11 protein-coding genes and 2 tRNA genes are annotated in these 15,249 nt (G+C 61.1%); 2 read left to right on the top strand and 11 right to left on the bottom strand.

The genetic code is table 11. The annotated features are described in order from the left end of the window. Nucleotides 1-184: 184 nt before the first annotated feature. The 5 genes from tsaA to rimO all read right to left on the bottom strand — a co-directional run bounded on the left by tsaA (nt 185) and on the right by rimO (nt 4,247). On the bottom strand, nt 185-883 hold the full coding sequence (gene tsaA / locus AACY42_RS02625; RefSeq protein WP_339476147.1) for a tRNA (N6-threonylcarbamoyladenosine(37)-N6)-methyltransferase TrmO: 699 nt from the start codon (nt 881-883) through the stop codon (nt 185-187). Nucleotides 884-917: 34 nt separating this feature from the next. After that, nucleotides 918-1,379, bottom strand: coding sequence for a YehS family protein (locus tag AACY42_RS02620; RefSeq protein WP_339476145.1), 462 nt, complete (start codon nt 1,377-1,379; stop codon nt 918-920). A 57-nt stretch (nt 1,380-1,436) separates the two neighbouring features. After that, the gene (locus AACY42_RS02615) at nt 1,437-2,147 is read right to left on the bottom strand and encodes an rRNA pseudouridine synthase (RefSeq protein ID WP_339476143.1); all 711 of its coding nucleotides are present in this window, start codon (nt 2,145-2,147) and stop codon (nt 1,437-1,439) included. 83 nt (nt 2,148-2,230) lie between these two features. Beyond that, on the bottom strand, nt 2,231-2,704 hold the full coding sequence (locus AACY42_RS02610) for a GNAT family N-acetyltransferase (protein WP_339476141.1): 474 nt from the start codon (nt 2,702-2,704) through the stop codon (nt 2,231-2,233). A gap of 202 nt (nt 2,705-2,906) precedes the next feature. Continuing rightward, nucleotides 2,907-4,247, bottom strand: a complete 1,341-nt coding sequence (gene rimO / locus AACY42_RS02605; RefSeq protein ID WP_339476138.1) for a 30S ribosomal protein S12 methylthiotransferase RimO — start codon at nt 4,245-4,247, stop codon at nt 2,907-2,909. 338 nt (nt 4,248-4,585) lie between these two features. On the opposite strand from rimO, the gene AACY42_RS02600 reads away from it, so the two are divergent. Further along, nucleotides 4,586-6,427 carry a potassium transporter Kup gene (locus AACY42_RS02600; RefSeq protein ID WP_445261520.1) on the top strand — a complete coding sequence of 614 codons (1,842 nt, stop codon included), beginning with the start codon at nt 4,586-4,588 and terminating at the stop codon, nt 6,425-6,427. Nucleotides 6,428-6,476: 49 nt separating this feature from the next. Here the strand turns inward: AACY42_RS02600 and AACY42_RS02595 are convergent, their stop codons facing one another. The 4 genes from AACY42_RS02595 to AACY42_RS02580 form a co-directional block, all read right to left on the bottom strand. Beyond that, nucleotides 6,477-7,781 carry a virulence factor family protein gene (locus AACY42_RS02595; RefSeq protein WP_339476132.1) on the bottom strand — a complete coding sequence of 435 codons (1,305 nt, stop codon included), beginning with the start codon at nt 7,779-7,781 and terminating at the stop codon, nt 6,477-6,479. Further along, nucleotides 7,781-10,423, bottom strand: a complete 2,643-nt coding sequence (mprF, locus tag AACY42_RS02590) for a bifunctional lysylphosphatidylglycerol flippase/synthetase MprF (RefSeq protein ID WP_339476130.1) — start codon at nt 10,421-10,423, stop codon at nt 7,781-7,783. The genes AACY42_RS02595 and mprF overlap by 1 nt, the downstream gene beginning before the upstream one ends. A gap of 152 nt (nt 10,424-10,575) precedes the next feature. Continuing rightward, nucleotides 10,576-10,652 (bottom strand) — tRNA-Met (locus AACY42_RS02585). Between the two features lie 233 nt (nt 10,653-10,885). After that, nucleotides 10,886-10,962: transfer RNA gene (locus tag AACY42_RS02580), tRNA-Met, on the bottom strand. A gap of 286 nt (nt 10,963-11,248) precedes the next feature. Here AACY42_RS02580 and dinB point away from each other — a divergent pair. Then, a complete protein-coding gene (dinB, locus tag AACY42_RS02575) occupies nt 11,249-12,310 on the top strand; it encodes a DNA polymerase IV (protein WP_339476128.1) in 1,062 nt (353 codons plus the stop codon). A gap of 203 nt (nt 12,311-12,513) precedes the next feature. Here the strand turns inward: dinB and AACY42_RS02570 are convergent, their stop codons facing one another. Further along, nucleotides 12,514-13,467 (bottom strand): hypothetical protein, encoded by a 954-nt coding sequence (locus tag AACY42_RS02570; RefSeq protein WP_339476126.1) that lies wholly within the window; start codon nt 13,465-13,467, stop codon nt 12,514-12,516. 17 nt (nt 13,468-13,484) lie between these two features. Then, on the bottom strand, nt 13,485-15,200 hold the full coding sequence (locus tag AACY42_RS02565; RefSeq protein WP_339476123.1) for a proline--tRNA ligase: 1,716 nt from the start codon (nt 15,198-15,200) through the stop codon (nt 13,485-13,487). Nucleotides 15,201-15,249 lie beyond the last annotated feature (49 nt).

The following is a 15,249-nucleotide window of genomic DNA, read 5'->3' as shown; positions in this document are numbered from 1 at the left end:
TTGGACCGCTTTCGCGAGCAAGCCCACACACATTAGATCGCAGTGAGCGCGAATCTTGTGTTCACCAGAGATCCAGTGTGGGAGCGGGCTTGCTCGCCAAGAAGGCGACTCGGTCCAACAGATGCCCCACAAAAAAGCCCGCGCCGCCTGATGAAGGCCGCGCGGGCTTTTTCGTTTCTGGTGGTTACGGTTTTGCCGGAATCACTTCCAATACCCGAATCAATCCCGCCTGCGGGTAATGCCAACGAACGTCCAGGTCCCAGAACTGCGCGCCATATTCCCGTTCGACGGTAGGAACCTGGTACGCCGGACGTGGGTCTTGAGCCAGGCACTGTTCAATCAGTTCCACCAAGGGCTCTTCCAGGCGCGTAGCGTGCTCGCGCGCTTGAAGCAGGGCAGTGTCCGCCCATTGCACCGGAATCAACGCAGGCGCTGCGCTGGCGATGCTGTTGGAGGCTGAGCCGATGATGTCGGCGTAGGGCACGTAGGGTTTGATGTCCAGCACCGGGGTGCCGTCCAGCAAGTCGATCCCTGAGATCCACAGGCGCCCGGCTTCGACCCGCTCCAGCTTCACCACCGATTGGCCGATGCCGTTGGGGCGGTGGGTGGCGCGGGTGGCGAATACCCCCATGGACTTGTTGCCGCCCAGGCGCGGAGGGCGTACTTTCAACCGTGGCTTGTCTTCCAGGGCCTGGTGGAACAGGAACAGCAGCCAGACATGGCTGACCTGCTCCAGGCCTTGCACTGCCTCGCCCTGATCGAACGGCGCCACCAGCTCCAGCACACCACGTGCGGCCGGCGCCAACTGCGGTTGGCGGGGGATGGCGAACTTCTCCTTGAAGCAGGAGCGGACGAAGCCGATGGGAGAGACGCTGTAAGTCATGGGTTGGGGACGATCTGGGTGACCATGGGGGGTGTCAGCCGCGCACACGCAGCGTCAGGCCCTTGAGGAAATTGCGCAGCAACTGGTCGCCGCACGGACGGTAGTTGGTGTGGCCGAACTTGCGAAACAGCGCGCTCAGTTCCGGCTTGGACACCGGGAACTCGGCGGCCTTGAGGATGGCGTGCATGTCGTCTTCCTTCAGCTCGAAGGCCACCCGCAGTTTCTTGAGGATGATGTTGTTGGTCACCGGCACTTCGATCGGCTGTGGCGGGCGGCTTTCGTCCTTGCCACGCTTGAAGATCACCAGGCCATCGAGAAAGTGCGCCATGACTTCGTCAGGGCAGAACACGAAGCCTTCTTCCTCGTCTTTCTTGAGGTAGCCCTCCAGGTCCGCCAGGGAGACGTCCAGGCCGCCCAGCTTGATGATCTCGATGACTTTCTTGTCGCTGATGTCGAGCATGTAGCGCACGCTGCGCAGTACGTCGTTGTGAATCATGTGTGCAGTCCTGATCAATCGGCAGTGGGCGCCCCGGTTCGGTGTGGCGCCGGAAAATTAGAATTTCTCTTTGGCAGACAGGTAGCGCCACTGGCCCAGCGGCACCTTGCCGATGGACACGCCGCCGATGCGAATGCGGCGAATGGCGACGACCTTGAGCCCGACCGCCTGGCAAAACAGAGCGATCACGCCGGGCTGCGGGTTTTTCATGGCGAAGCGCAGGCGGTTCTCGTTCTGCCAGCTGGCCTTGACCGCCGGCAGCTCCTTGCCCTTGTAGGTCAAGCCATGGTTCAGGCGATTGAGGCCATGGGCGACCATCTCGCCTTCGACTTCCACCACGTATTCCTGCTCGATCTTGGCGGCGTCGGCGGTGAGCTTGCGCAAGATCTTCCAGTCCTGGGTGAACACCAGCAGCCCGCTGGCGTTGGCCTGCAGGTCGGCGCTGGCGGTCAGGCGCAGGAAATGGCCCTTGAGCGGGCGTTTGCCGAAGCGATGTTCTTCGCTCAGGGTCTGCGGTCCAAGGGAGGCCATCGCGGTGTCTGAATCCATGCCAGCAGGCGCATTCAGCAGGAGAGTCACCGGTTCCGGCGCGGTGGCCTTGGCCTCGGGGTCGAGTTCGACTTTCTGGGTGGTGACCTTGAACTGCGGCTCATCGATTACTTCGCCATCCACGCTGACCCAGCCGCCCTCGATGAACAGCTCAGCCTCCCGACGGGAACAGCCGACGAGTTCGATGAGGCGTTTGGAGAGACGAATCGGGTCAGTCATGACGGGGGCCGTAACAAAAAGAGGGTGGGCATTGTACCTGCCTGGCGCCGGTTAATCGCGGGTCCATTTGCCTCATGCCGTTTTTAGCCGCGTCCAGCCTTCAGGCCGGGCTGCTTGTAGCGCATGTGCAGCAGCGGGTAGGGTTGGTTCATGCCATCTTTCGCCGAGCGCCCGACCACTTCGAAGCCTTGCTTGAGGTAAAAGCCCAGGGCTTGCGGGTTCTGCTCGTTGACGTCCAGTTGATCGGCGTTCAGGTGTTCCATGGCGTAGCGCAGCAGTTGCTTGCCCAGGCCCTGGCCACGGTGCTGCGGGTCGATGAAGAGCATCTCGATCTTGCCGGCCGCAACGCCGGCGAAACCGGTGATCCGCTGGCGCGCGTCCCGGGTGCAAATGAGCATCACCGCATCCAGGTAGCGGGTGAGCACCAGGTTTTTCAGCAGCTCGATGTAGCTGTCCGGCAGGAAGTCGTGGGTGGCTCGTACCGACGCCTCCCACACCTGGGTCAGTTCCTGGTAATCGCTGGGTTTCGGTGTGTGGATGACCGAATGCTGACGCATGCCCGCCTGTTCCTTGTGCTGGATATCTCCATACGATAGCTGCAAAAAAGCCCCGCATCTTGTAGCAAGAGCGGGGCTTTCAATTTTTTACCGAGTTTCGCAAGAGCCTGTGGGAGCAACGCGTGCTCGCGATGGCGGAGTATCAGTCAACATTTGCAGTGGCTGACACTGCGCTATCGCGAGCAAGCTTTGCTCTCACAGGTCAACCGACCTGCTCAGCCCACAAATCGTACTCATCGGCGTCGGTCACCTTGCACCAGACTTTGTCACCCGGCTTGAGGTTGTTGCCATTGTCGATGAAGACGTTGCCGTCGATTTCCGGGGCGTCGAAGAAGCAGCGGCCCACGGCGCCTTGCTCGTCCACTTCATCCACCAGCACTTCGATTTCACGGCCGATGCGCATTTGCAAGCGCGCCGAGCTGATGGCCTGCTGGTGCGCCATGAAGCGCTCCCAACGGTCCTGCTTGACGTCGTCCGGCACCACGTCCAGGTCCAAGTCGTTGGCCGGTGCGCCTTCGACGGGCGAATACTGGAAGCAGCCGACGCGGTCGAGCTGGGCTTCGGTCAGCCAATCCAGCAGGTACTGGAAGTCTTCTTCGGTTTCACCGGGGAAGCCGACGATGAAGGTCGAGCGGATGATCAGGTCCGGGCAGATTTCACGCCAGTTCTTGATGCGGGCCAGGGTCTTGTCTTCAAACGCCGGGCGCTTCATGGCCTTGAGGACTTTCGGGCTGGCGTGCTGGAACGGGATGTCCAGGTACGGCAGGATCTTGCCGGCGGCCATCAGCGGGATCAGTTCGTCGACATGCGGATATGGGTAAACGTAATGCAGACGGACCCACACGCCGAGGGTGCTGAGGGCCTCGCACAGCTCGGTCATGCGGGTTTTCACCGGGGCGCCATTCCAGAAGCCGGTGCGGTATTTCACGTCGACGCCGTAGGCGCTGGTGTCCTGGGAGATGACCAGCAGCTCCTTGACGCCAGCCTTGACCAGGCGCTGGGCCTCGTCGAGCACATCGCCTACTGGGCGGCTCACCAGCTTGCCGCGCATCGAGGGGATGATGCAGAAGCTGCAACTGTGGTTGCAGCCTTCGGAAATCTTCAGGTAGGCGTAGTGGCGCGGGGTCAGCTTGATGCCTTGTGGCGGCACCAGGTCGATCAGGGGGTTGTGGTCCTGGCGTGGCGGCACCACCTCGTGCACGGCGTTGACCACCTGCTCGTACTGCTGCGGACCCGTCACGGACAACACGCTCGGGTGCACGTTGCGGATATTGCCTTCTTCCACGCCCATGCAGCCGGTGACGATGACCTTGCCGTTTTCCTTGATGGCTTCGCCGATCACTTCCAGGGACTCGGCCTTGGCCGAGTCGATGAAGCCGCAGGTGTTGACCACGACCACGTCGGCGTCCTGATAGGTGGACACAACGTCATAGCCTTCCATGCGCAACTGGGTCAGGATGCGCTCGGAGTCGACCAGAGCCTTCGGGCAACCCAGGGATACGAAGCCAACCTTTGGATTGGCAGGCGCGGTAGTGGTGGACATGTCTAACCTCGGTGTAAGGGGGGATCGTCTCTTGCCGAGACAGGGCGCCTGGCGCGCCTCTGATCAAAAAGTGCGCAATTCTATCTGCGGCCGGGCTGCTTGACCAGCTTTATACCGGGAAATACGACGAGTGCTGCGCTATGCTTCGCGGCTTTGCGCGGTATTGTTTTTTACAGTCAACAAAACATCTGTAACTAAATGTAAAAAACAGCGCATGCTGCTTCATAAAGCATAGGGCTTCATTAGAAGCAGACAGGTCTGGGAATCAGGAGTGTTGGATGGGTCATGCAAGTAGTCAGGCGGCGGGTGCCGAGCATTCGGTAGCGAAACCGCTGAGCATGCTGGTCGCTGCGGTCGGAGTGGTTTATGGCGACATTGGCACGAGCCCGTTGTACACCCTCAAAGAAGTGTTTTCCGGCGGTTATGGCGTGCCCGTCAACCACGATGGGGTGCTGGGCATCCTGTCGCTGATTTTCTGGTCGTTGATCTGGGTCGTGTCGATCAAGTACATGATGTTCGTCCTGCGCGCCGACAACCAGGGTGAGGGTGGAATCATGGCGCTCACCGCCCTGGCGCGGCGGGCAGCAGCAGGACGGGCGAGGCTGCGCAAATTGCTGGTGATCTGCGGCTTGATCGGTGCGGCGTTGTTCTACGGCGACAGCATGATCACGCCAGCGATTTCCGTGCTCTCGGCGATCGAAGGCGTTGGTCTGGCGTTCGAGGGCATCGACCATTGGGTCGTGCCCCTGTCGTTGGTCGTGCTGGTGGGGCTCTTTGTCATCCAGCGCCATGGCACGGCACGGATCGGCATCCTGTTCGGCCCGATCATGGTCATCTGGTTTCTGGTGCTCGGCGCCCTCGGTGTCTACGGCATCAGCCAACACCCGGAAGTGCTGCAGGCGTTGAACCCAGCCTGGGCTGTGCGTTTCTTCATCGTCCATTCGGGCATCGGCGTGGCGATTCTTGGTGCCGTGGTGCTGGCGCTGACCGGTGCCGAAGCGTTGTACGCCGACATGGGGCATTTCGGTCGTAAACCCATTGCACGGGCCTGGTTCCTGCTGGTACTGCCGGCGTTGCTGCTCAATTATTTCGGTCAGGGCGCGTTGTTGTTGGGTGACCCGGAAGCGGCGCGTAACCCGTTCTATCTGTTGGCACCGAGCTGGGCGCTGATCCCGTTGGTGGGCCTGTCGACCTTGGCGACGGTGATCGCTTCGCAAGCGGTGATTTCCGGCGCATTCTCCCTGACGCGCCAGGCGATCCAGCTCGGTTACATCCCGCGCATGTATATCCAGCACACCTCCAGCGCCGAGCAGGGCCAGATCTACATCGGTGCGGTGAACTGGTCGCTGATGGTCGGCGTGGTGCTGCTGGTGCTGGGTTTCGAATCTTCCGGCGCGCTGGCTTCGGCCTACGGCGTGGCAGTGACCGGCACCATGCTGATGACCACGATCCTGGTCTCGGCGGTCATGCTGCTGTTGTGGAAATGGCCGCCGCTGCTGGCTGTGCCGGTATTGATCGGTTTCCTGCTGGTCGATGGCCTGTACTTTGCCGCTAACGTGCCGAAAATCGTTCAGGGCGGTGCGTTCCCGGTCATCGCCGGTATCGCCTTGTTCGTGCTGATGACCACCTGGAAGCGCGGTAAGCAATTGCTGGTAGAACGCCTGGACGAAGGTGCTTTGCCGCTGCCGATCTTCATCAGCAGTATTCGCGTGCAGCCGCCCCATCGCGTACAGGGCACCGCCGTGTTCCTGACTGCACGTTCGGACGCCGTACCCCATGCGCTGTTGCACAACCTGTTGCACAACCAGGTGCTACATGAACAAGTGGTGCTGCTGACGGTGGTGTACGAAGACATCCCCCGGGTACCGCCGCAGCGGCGCTTCGACGTCGATGCCTATGGCGAAGGGTTCTTCCGGGTGATCCTGCACTTCGGCTTCACCGACGAGCCGGACGTCCCGCAGGCACTCAAGCTCTGTCATCTCGATGACCTGGACTTCAGCCCGATGCGCACCACCTACTTCCTCAGCCGCGAAACCGTCATTGCCTCCAAGCTCGAGGGCATGGCCCGCTGGCGCGAGGCGTTGTTCGCCTTCATGTTGAAGAACGCCAACGGCAATCTGCGCTTCTTCAATCTGCCGTTGAACCGGGTGATTGAACTTGGGACGCAGGTGGAGATGTAGCAACCGGAAACAAACGGCCCTTGTTGCCTTGCGGTAGCCGGGGCTTTTCTCAGTTCTGCGTCAGATCACTGTTCGGCTGCTTGCTCTGCCGCTTGTTGATCTCGTCGATCAAACGCTTGGCCAGGGCCGGGTAATTCTCGTCGAAGTGGTGGCCGCCAGGCAGCTTGATGGCCTCGCCCACGGCTGTCTTGTCGGTGCAGCCACTTTCGTCGGCTTCTTCAACACCGTAGATGCACACCACTTTCTCGGCTGGCAGCTTGGCCATTTCCGGGCCGGTGGCGGCTTCGGTACCGGCGTTGCCGAGCCAGCCTTCGACTTCGATCTCGAAGCTGCCGGTGCGGGCGAAAGCCAGCAGGATGATCGCATCGACCCGCTGTTGTTCGGTGGTCGGCAGGCGATTGTAGATGGCCGGCAACACGTCGGCGCCGAAGGAGTAACCGGTCAGGATAAAGCGCTTGGTGCCCCAGATCTGACGGTAGTGCTGCATCAGTTCGCTCAGATCCGCCGCGCTTTGCTCCGGGCTCTTGTGCTGCCAGTAGTAGCGCAGGGTGTCGATGCCGACCACTGGGTAGCCAATCTTGGCCATTTCATCGGCCACGTCGCGGTCCAGGTCGCGCCAGCCGCCATCTCCGGAGAGAAACAGGGTCACGGTATCCCGCGCCTGGCTGGCTGGGACTTCCACCACCGCAATGCTCAGCCCGTCCTTGGCCTTGTCAGTGCCTACCAGGATCTTGCGCAGTTCGTTGTTCAGCACTTGCGGCAGGTTGATGTCGTAGTCACTGATGCTGGTCTCGGCATTCGATTGATCGCGTACGAAGCCGGCGCTGGTGTCGTCGGGGTTGTCATTCCAGGCCACCAGCCAGTGACCGTGGGCTGCGCTTTTAGGCAGCAGGTGGGTGCAGCCGGGTTTTTCCAGGGCCAGGTCCACCGAAACGGCCTTGGCCTTGTCGTCCTTTTGCTCGGCCAGCCAGCGCCAGGCCAGCACAGCGCCAGGGCCGATGCCGCTGACCAGTGTGGCTGGCCCTTGGAGCTGCCGCAGACCAATCTGCAGGGCGCGGCCCTGCAACATGCAGTCCTTGGGCAGAATGACCTGGACGATCTGTGCCGCGCCGCTGCGGCTTAGGGTCGTCAACAGCGTGTCGCTGAGCTTCTGGTCTTCATTGACCGCCACCAGCACCTGGGCGCGCGGCTGGGTGCCGGGAATAACCCGGGTCATCGCTACGCCATCGGCGGGCGCCAGCTGTTCCAGGGTCGGTTGCGGGGCTGGGCGGTTCCAGTACCAGTAACCGCCACCGAGAATTACCGCCAGCACCAGTAGGGCGGTCACTAGGTATCGCCAGGAGCGTTGCATCATTAGCGTTTCACCAATCCAGTCAGGCCGCCTGCAATCAGGGCGGCGGTATCAGCCAGTGCCACCAGCGGATCGAGTCCGGCGGGCACGGCCATGTAGCGAGGCTCCCAGTCAGGCTGGAATTTGTCTTTGAAGCGGCGCAGCCCTTGGAAGTTATAGAGCTGCTCACCACGGCGGAACACCATCGAACCCAGGCGTTGGGTCAGCGGTGCGCCGCGACGCGGTTGCAGGCCCGACAGCGGGACCATGCCGAGGCTGAAGCGGGCGTAGCCATGGTTTTTATAATGCTGGATGAGGCCGACCATCATGAACTCCATGGTCAGTTTCGGGGCCTCGGGGTGGGCACGCATCAGGTCGAGGCTGGCCAGATCATGGGCGTGGGTTTCCAGCAGATTGGCGAATGCGACCGGACGGCCTTCGAAACGAATCACCGCGATACGAAAATGCTTGAGGTAATCATCGCTGAAACGGCCCAGGGAGAAGCCTTTCTCGCGCACGTTCTTGCCGGTCAGCCAGGCATCGGAAATGACCTTGAGCTCCTCTATCGGCGCCTGGTCCGGTTCGTGGATCTCCAGCGACAGGCCGTCACGGGTGCCGCGGTTCCAGGTGTAGCGCAAGTCCTTCATCTCCTTGCCCTTGGCTTCGAGATCGAAGTGCTTGAGGTCGACCCGGGCTTCCTCGCCCAGCTTGATGGCTGTCAGGCCGATGTCCATGTAGTACGGCAGGTTCTCGGCACGTACCTGATAGAACACGGGGCGGGCATGGTGGGTGTCACACAGGTCGCGGAACTGCCAGATCATTTCAGCCCGTTGCAGGGGCGGCCCGATCGGGTCGTATAGCGCCACCAGGCTGCGGCCGCGGCGGGCGTACATAAGGAACGCCTCGTCGTTGGGGTGAAACAGCAATGCCTTGTCACCGGTCAAGGCCAGGCCGCCGTCGGGCTGCGACGAGGTCATGAGGATCGGCTTGGCGCGTTCCAGTTCTTGCGCCGTCGGCAACTGGATCATCGGCCGTGCGGTGCGCAGCAGCCAGGTCAGGGACACCACCACCAGCAGCACTGCGGCGCCCAGCAGGGAGCGCAGGCTGCGAGGAGCGTCGGCATCGAGAGTGAACTGCCACCACAGTTGATGGCTGTAGGGCACGTCCTGATAGGCAAACAGCAGCAGCCAGGTCGATGCACCGAGCACGCAGAGGCTGGCGATCAGGAATAACGGGGAAAAGGGCAGCTCAGTCAGGCGGCTCGGACGATAAAAGGAGCGTCGGAATATCGCCAGCAGGGCGGCGGTCAGGGTCAGCAGCGTGGCTTCTTCCCAGTCAAAACCCTTGAGCAGCGAGAGCAGGGCGCCCACCAGGAGCAGAACCGTGGTCAGCATCCAGGCGGCCGACAGGCGACGGCGCAAGCCTTGGGCGAGCAACAGGCACAACACGCCCACCAGGCTGGCGCCGAAGTGCGAAGCGTCGACCAGCCGATGAGGGATCAGGAAGCCGATGTGCTCCAGGCGGGTGTCGATTTCCGGTGTTACCCCGGAAAACAGCAGCACCACACCTGAGAGAAACACCAGCACCGTCAGGATCGGCGCGGCGAAACCCGATGCCGCCCGCAGGGTCTGACGCGTCTGGAACAGCCGTTGCGCCTCATTGATTAGCAGCAGCAGGCAGGCCGCCAGCATCGGCAGCAGCACGTAGATCAAGCGATACAGCAACAGCGCGGCGGCCAGTGGCGCGGCCCCGAGTTTGTCGGCGAACGCGGCCAGCAGGATCGCTTCGAACACCCCGACGCCGCCCGGTACATGGCTGAGCACCCCAGCGGCCAGCGCCAGCAGGTACACCAGCAGGAAAGCGCCGAACGGCGGCGCCTCGGGCAGCAACAGATACAACACGGTGGCCGCGGCGGCGACATCCAACGCGGTGATCACCAGTTGCAGGAAGGTCAGACGGCGCCCCGGCAGGCGCAGTGTACGGCGCCCGACTTTAACCAGAAGGCTGTCACGATGTGGCTGTTCCGGCAGGCGTCGGCGGTAAATGCCGATGGCCAACACGCTGGTGAGCAGCAGCACCGCCACGGAAATTGCCCCCAGCAAAGTCGCAGGCAGGTGCAGTGCGGCGGACGCGGCGGGCAGGTTGCTGAGTGTCGCCAGGGCTGCCAATGGCGGCAGTGCGCAGCCAAGGGATAGGCTGGCGAACAGCGTCATGTGGCCCACATCCGAGGCCCCCAGGCCATGACGCGCATACAGACGGTAGCGAACCGAGCCGCCCGACAGCAGTGACAGGCCAATGGCATTGCCGATGGCAAATGCGGTGAACCCACCCAGGACCAGGGTTTGTGGCGGCAACGTCACCCCGGCATAACGACTGGCGGACCATTCGTAGCCCAAAAGAATGATGAAGCCGGCTACCGTGGCGGCGATCGCGCCGAGGAGGGCTGGCTGGGGCACTTGCAGAATCGAGTCGTGCAGGGCGTACAGATCGAGCTCGCTCAGCAGGTGGCGGCAGGCAATCAATGCAATTGCAAATAGCAGCAGTGTGACGGCGAGGCCTATGGGCTGGCGATATTGGCTGATCCGATCCAGCCAGCTCAGTCGCTCGGCCTTGATGGGGTGTGTCGCAGTAACGGAGTCTTGCGGGTCAGACGAGTGGGCGCGCATCAATCACCTCTTGAGCTATGCGCGACAGGATGGGGGTATGCAGCTAAGTTACCAATCCCTGCAGTAAAAAATAATTACAAAATATTTTTAATAAAGTCTTTTTTCACCAAGCACAAAAAAGGCCACTCTTTCGAGTAGCCTTTTTTGATGTTTGGTTGCGGGAGCCGGATTTGAACCGACGACCTTCGGGTTATGAGCCCGACGAGCTACCAGACTGCTCCATCCCGCGTCTGTGTGGCGGCATTCTACAGGCGAACGCCCAAGTGTCAACCGTTAAAAGGCCATGGGTTCAAATAAACCGTCGATCCGCCCTGTACCTTCCTAAATGCTCGGAATTTAAAGGAAATTGTCCTACAACTCGTTGCTTGTAGGGGAGGCGTAGGCGGCGACTCTCTGATCAGCCAGTCAAAAAACGAACAGGCACAAAAAAGGCCACTCTTTCGAGTAGCCTTTTTTGATGTTTGGTTGCGGGAGCCGGATTTGAACCGACGACCTTCGGGTTATGAGCCCGACGAGCTACCAGACTGCTCCATCCCGCGTCTGTGTGGCTGCATTCTACAGAGTATCGCGCCGCTGTCAACCCTGATGCGATAAAAACCTGTTCCGCTTCAAGTGCTTAGCCTTGAGAGAATGCATTGTGGCAACGCTGTGACGCAGGCCTGGCAAGGGCTCTAGCTCTATTGAAGGGTTCGTTGCGATTGAAAAAGTACATTTGTGTAGGTGCTTTCGGGTCTCAACGAAGGATCTTTCAAACTACTGGTGCTATATACAGGTGCCGGTGCGATACTGGTGGCCCGATTCGTCGCACACTCTGCTTCTTTTATTATGACGCAACGTAAGATCATTCATGTCGACTGTGACTGTTTCTATGCCGCCATCGAGATGCGCGATGACCCGCGGCTGGCCGGCAAGCCCTTGGCGGTGGGAGGCTCGGCGGATCGACGAGGTGTGATTGCCACCTGTAACTACGAAGCGCGGGCCTACGGGGTGCGCTCGGCCATGTCCTCCGGCCACGCCTTGAAGCTTTGTCCGGACCTCACCATCGTCAAGCCACGAATGGAGGCCTATCGGGAAGCGTCGAAGGAAATTCATACGATTTTCAGCGATTACACTGACCTGATCGAGCCACTGTCGCTGGACGAAGCCTACCTTGACGTCTCCACCTGCGCCCATTTCGGTGGCAGCGCCACCCGCATCGCCCAAGACATTCGTCGGCGGGTTTCCAACCAGTTGCACATCACCGTGTCGGCCGGCGTCGCACCGAACAAGTTCCTGGCCAAGATCGCCAGTGACTGGAAAAAACCCAACGGGTTGTTCGTCATCACACCCGACCAGGTCGAAGACTTTGTCTCGGCCCTGCCGGTCAGCAAGCTCCACGGTGTTGGAAAGGTCACCGCCGATAAGTTGAACCGGTTCGGCATTGTCGATTGCCTGCAGTTGCGTCAATGGGACAAGTTGGCCCTGGTGCGCGAATTTGGCAGTTTCGGTGAGCGGCTCTGGAGCTTGGCCCGGGGGATCGATGTGCGGCTGGTGCACAACGACAGCCGACGGCAGTCCATCAGTGTGGAAAACACCTACGATGTCGACCTGCCCGACCTGGTGAGTTGTCTCGACAAGCTGCCGGAGCTGATGGAAACCCTTAAAGGGCGCATGGCGCGGATCGACAGCAGTTATCGACCGGGCAAGCCGTTCGTCAAAGTGAAGTTCCACGACTTCACCCAGACCACGCTGGAGCAGGCCGGGGCAGGGCGGGACTTGGGCAGCTACCAGTTGCTGCTGACCCAGGCGTTCAACCGGGGTGGTAAGCCGGTGCGGTTATTGGGGATCGGGGTGCGGCTGGAGGATTTGCGCGGTGGGTTTGAGCAGTTGGAGTTGTTTGAGCGGTAGGGCTGTCGGTTGGCTGAATGCCTTGCCTTGCTCTTGTGGCGAGGGGGTTTGCTCCCGCTGGGCCTGTAGGAGCTGTCGAGCGAAGCGAGGCTGCGATCTCTCCCCTAACGCTTGCATCTCAAGCGAAAGATCAAAAGATCGCAGCCTTCGGCAGCTCCTACAGCCCAGCGGGAGCAAGAGAGGTTGACCAATCCAAGCTGGGCTCAGTTAACGCTAGGATCCGCCACCAACCGCCCGCCATCCTTGGTCAGTGCTTTCATGAATTCGGCTTGCAGCTCCGGATCATTGCGCGTCAGTTCGATCAGGCTCTGTTCCAGTTCGCTGGCCTCTTCTTCAAGTCCCAGCTCCGACAGGCGCTTGACTCGATGCACCCACTGGCTCACCTCGTCATCTTCCAGGTCGTCGTAGATCAACGCGTGGGCTTCCACCAGCCTGCTGCGCAAGGTGCTGCTGATGCTCAGGGATGAGTCGGTGTGCACTTCGTCCTGGGCATCGGTCACGCTGATCTGCAATTTGCCGAACTGGCTCAGGTCCTGTTCGGCGAACGGGCTTTCCAGCAGGTTCAAGCGCAGCACGCCGTTACGGTCAGTGCTCAGCTCGAAGGTCTGCCGGGCGGCCTTGACCTCCACCGGGCGTTCGCTCCAGGGCAGGCTCGAGTGTTCCGTGCGCTTGTCGCGCTGGACTTCGTCGATACCCGCCAGGTTCTGCTGGGCACGGCCATGGGAAGGGACGTTCATGAATGGGTTGAGCCCGGCGAAACCGTAGCTGATCCAGTCACGGGTCACGGTGTCCGGCAGGTTGCCGAGGGCGAGCACATTGACCACGTTCGCGCCGACACCGGCCACCACGGCCACCGCGCCCAAGGGAATCTCGTAAATCTCCCGCCAGGGTTGGTACGGCGTGTAGCGATCATAATGGCGAGTGACCTCGAACTCAGTGACTTCGAAGGTCTTCTGCTCATGGATACGCACCCGACGCTGCGGCAGGTCGAGCACCTTGGGTTCGCCCACGTCGATCTGCAGGCTGTGGTCGAGCAATTTGCGCTCGACCCGCTCTTCGTGCTCGCTGCGTTGTGACATTTGGTTGGCACAGCCGCTGACCAGCAGGGCGCCGCACAGGGCGGCGCCACCGAGGCCTAAGGTGTTTCGCTTGAACATGACGTCTCTATCTGGTGTCAGCGGCGGATACGGGCCTGAAGGAACGACAGCACATCGGCGACTGGCAGCGCTTGCGGCTCGGCCTCGGTGCGGCTCTTGTATTCCAGGTTGCCTTCGGCCAGGCCGCGGTCACTGACGACGATCCGATGCGGGATGCCGATCAGTTCCATGTCCGCGAACTTGATGCCGGGGCTGGTTTTCTTGTCGCGGTCGTCCAGCAGCACTTCGAAGCCGGCGGCCGTCAGTTCGGCGTAGAGCTTGTCGGTGGCTTCACGCACCAGGTCGGTTTCATAGCGCAGCGGCACCAGAGCAATCTGGAAAGGCGCCAGCGTGTCGCTCCAGATGATGCCTTTCTCGTCGTTGTTCTGCTCAATGGCGGCAGCCACCACGCGGGAAACGCCGATGCCGTAGCAACCCATTTCCAGGGTGACCGGCTTGCCGTTCTCGCCCAGCACTTCGCACTTCATTGCCTTGCTGTACTTGTTGCCCAGCTGGAAAATGTGCCCGACTTCGATGCCCCGCTTGATTTCCAGGGTGCCCTTGCCGTCCGGGCTCGGGTCGCCGGCCACGACGTTGCGCAGGTCCGCGACGGTTGGAACCGGCAGGTCGCGTTCCCAGTTCACGCCGAAATAGTGCTTGTCGTCGAGGTTGGCGCCGATGGCGAAATCACTCATCAACTCCACCGAGCGGTCGATGATGATCGGCAGTGGCAGGTTCAACGGGCCGAGGGAGCCGGCACCGGCGCCGATGGCGTCGCGCAGATCGGCTTCGGTGGCCATGACCAGCGGGCTGGCGACGCCTGGTTGGTTGGCGGCCTTGATTTCATTGAGCTCGTGGTCGCCACGGACGATCAGGGCAATCAGCTTGCCGGCTTCTTCCGCTCGCACGATCAGGGTCTTGATGGTGCGTTCGATTGGCAGGTTGTAGCCTTCCACCAACTGGGCAATGGTCTTGGCGTTTGGCGTGTCCACCAGGCGCAGGGCTTCAGTCGGTGCGGCGCGGGAGGTTTCCCGTGGCACGGCTTCGGCTTTCTCGATGTTGGCGGCGTAGTCGGAGCCATTGCTGAAGGCGATGTCGTCTTCGCCGGACTCAGCCAGTACGTGGAATTCGTGGGAGCCGGCACCGCCGATGGAGCCGTTGTCGGCTTCAACCGGGCGGAACTTCAGGCCCAGGCGGGTGAACACGTTGCAATACGCCTGGTGCATGCGGTCGTAGGTGACTTGCAGCGAAGCCAGGTCGGTATGGAACGAGTAGGCGTCCTTCATGATGAATTCACGACCGCGCATCAGGCCGAAGCGTGGACGGATCTCATCACGGAATTTGGTCTGGATCTGATACAGGTTGATTGGCAGCTGCTTGTAGCTGCTCAACTCGTTGCGCATCAGGTCGGTGATCACTTCTTCGTGGGTCGGGCCTGCACAGAAGTCGCGACCGTGACGGTCTTTGATGCGCAGCAGCTCAGGGCCGTATTCTTCCCAGCGCCCCGATTCCTGCCACAGCTCGGCCGGTTGGGTGCTTGGCATCAACACTTCCAGGGAGCCGGCGGCGTTCATTTCTTCGCGAACGATGGCTTCCACCTTGCGCATGACCCGCAGGCCCATCGGCAGCCAGGTGTACAGGCCCGAGGCGAGTTTGCGGATCATGCCGGCACGCAGCATCAACTGATGGCTGATCACGACGGCATCGGAAGGCGTTTCTTTCTGTGTGGCAAGCAAATATTGACTGGTGCGCATGGTTGGCCGTTGTCGGTTGCTGATGACGAGAAGTGACGGAGCATTGTAC

It is taken from the genome of Pseudomonas sp. RL_5y_Pfl2_73, from assembly GCF_963970515.1.
Taxonomy (GTDB): Bacteria; Pseudomonadota; Gammaproteobacteria; order Pseudomonadales; family Pseudomonadaceae; genus Aquipseudomonas.
This window is presented reverse-complemented; position numbering and strand designations above follow the sequence as displayed.

What these genes read in the sequence shown, in the direction of transcription:
- AACY42_RS02620 (WP_339476145.1), bottom strand. Translation starts at nt 1,379, where the DNA reads ATGATTCACAACGACGTACTGCGCAGCGTGCGCTACATGCTCGACATC.
- AACY42_RS02595 (WP_339476132.1), bottom strand. Translation starts at nt 7,781, where the DNA reads ATGATGCAACGCTCCTGGCGATACCTAGTGACCGCCCTACTGGTGCTG.
- AACY42_RS02600 (WP_445261520.1), top strand. Translation starts at nt 4,586, where the DNA reads ATGCTGGTCGCTGCGGTCGGAGTGGTTTATGGCGACATTGGCACGAGC.
- AACY42_RS02570 (WP_339476126.1), bottom strand. Translation starts at nt 13,467, where the DNA reads ATGTTCAAGCGAAACACCTTAGGCCTCGGTGGCGCCGCCCTGTGCGGC.
- rimO (WP_339476138.1), bottom strand. Translation starts at nt 4,247, where the DNA reads ATGTCCACCACTACCGCGCCTGCCAATCCAAAGGTTGGCTTCGTATCC.
- AACY42_RS02565 (WP_339476123.1), bottom strand. Translation starts at nt 15,200, where the DNA reads ATGCGCACCAGTCAATATTTGCTTGCCACACAGAAAGAAACGCCTTCC.
- AACY42_RS02615 (WP_339476143.1), bottom strand. Translation starts at nt 2,147, where the DNA reads ATGACTGACCCGATTCGTCTCTCCAAACGCCTCATCGAACTCGTCGGC.
- AACY42_RS02610 (WP_339476141.1), bottom strand. Translation starts at nt 2,704, where the DNA reads ATGCGTCAGCATTCGGTCATCCACACACCGAAACCCAGCGATTACCAG.
- tsaA (WP_339476147.1), bottom strand. Translation starts at nt 883, where the DNA reads ATGACTTACAGCGTCTCTCCCATCGGCTTCGTCCGCTCCTGCTTCAAG.
- mprF (WP_339476130.1), bottom strand. Translation starts at nt 10,423, where the DNA reads ATGCGCGCCCACTCGTCTGACCCGCAAGACTCCGTTACTGCGACACAC.
- dinB (WP_339476128.1), top strand. Translation starts at nt 11,249, where the DNA reads ATGACGCAACGTAAGATCATTCATGTCGACTGTGACTGTTTCTATGCC.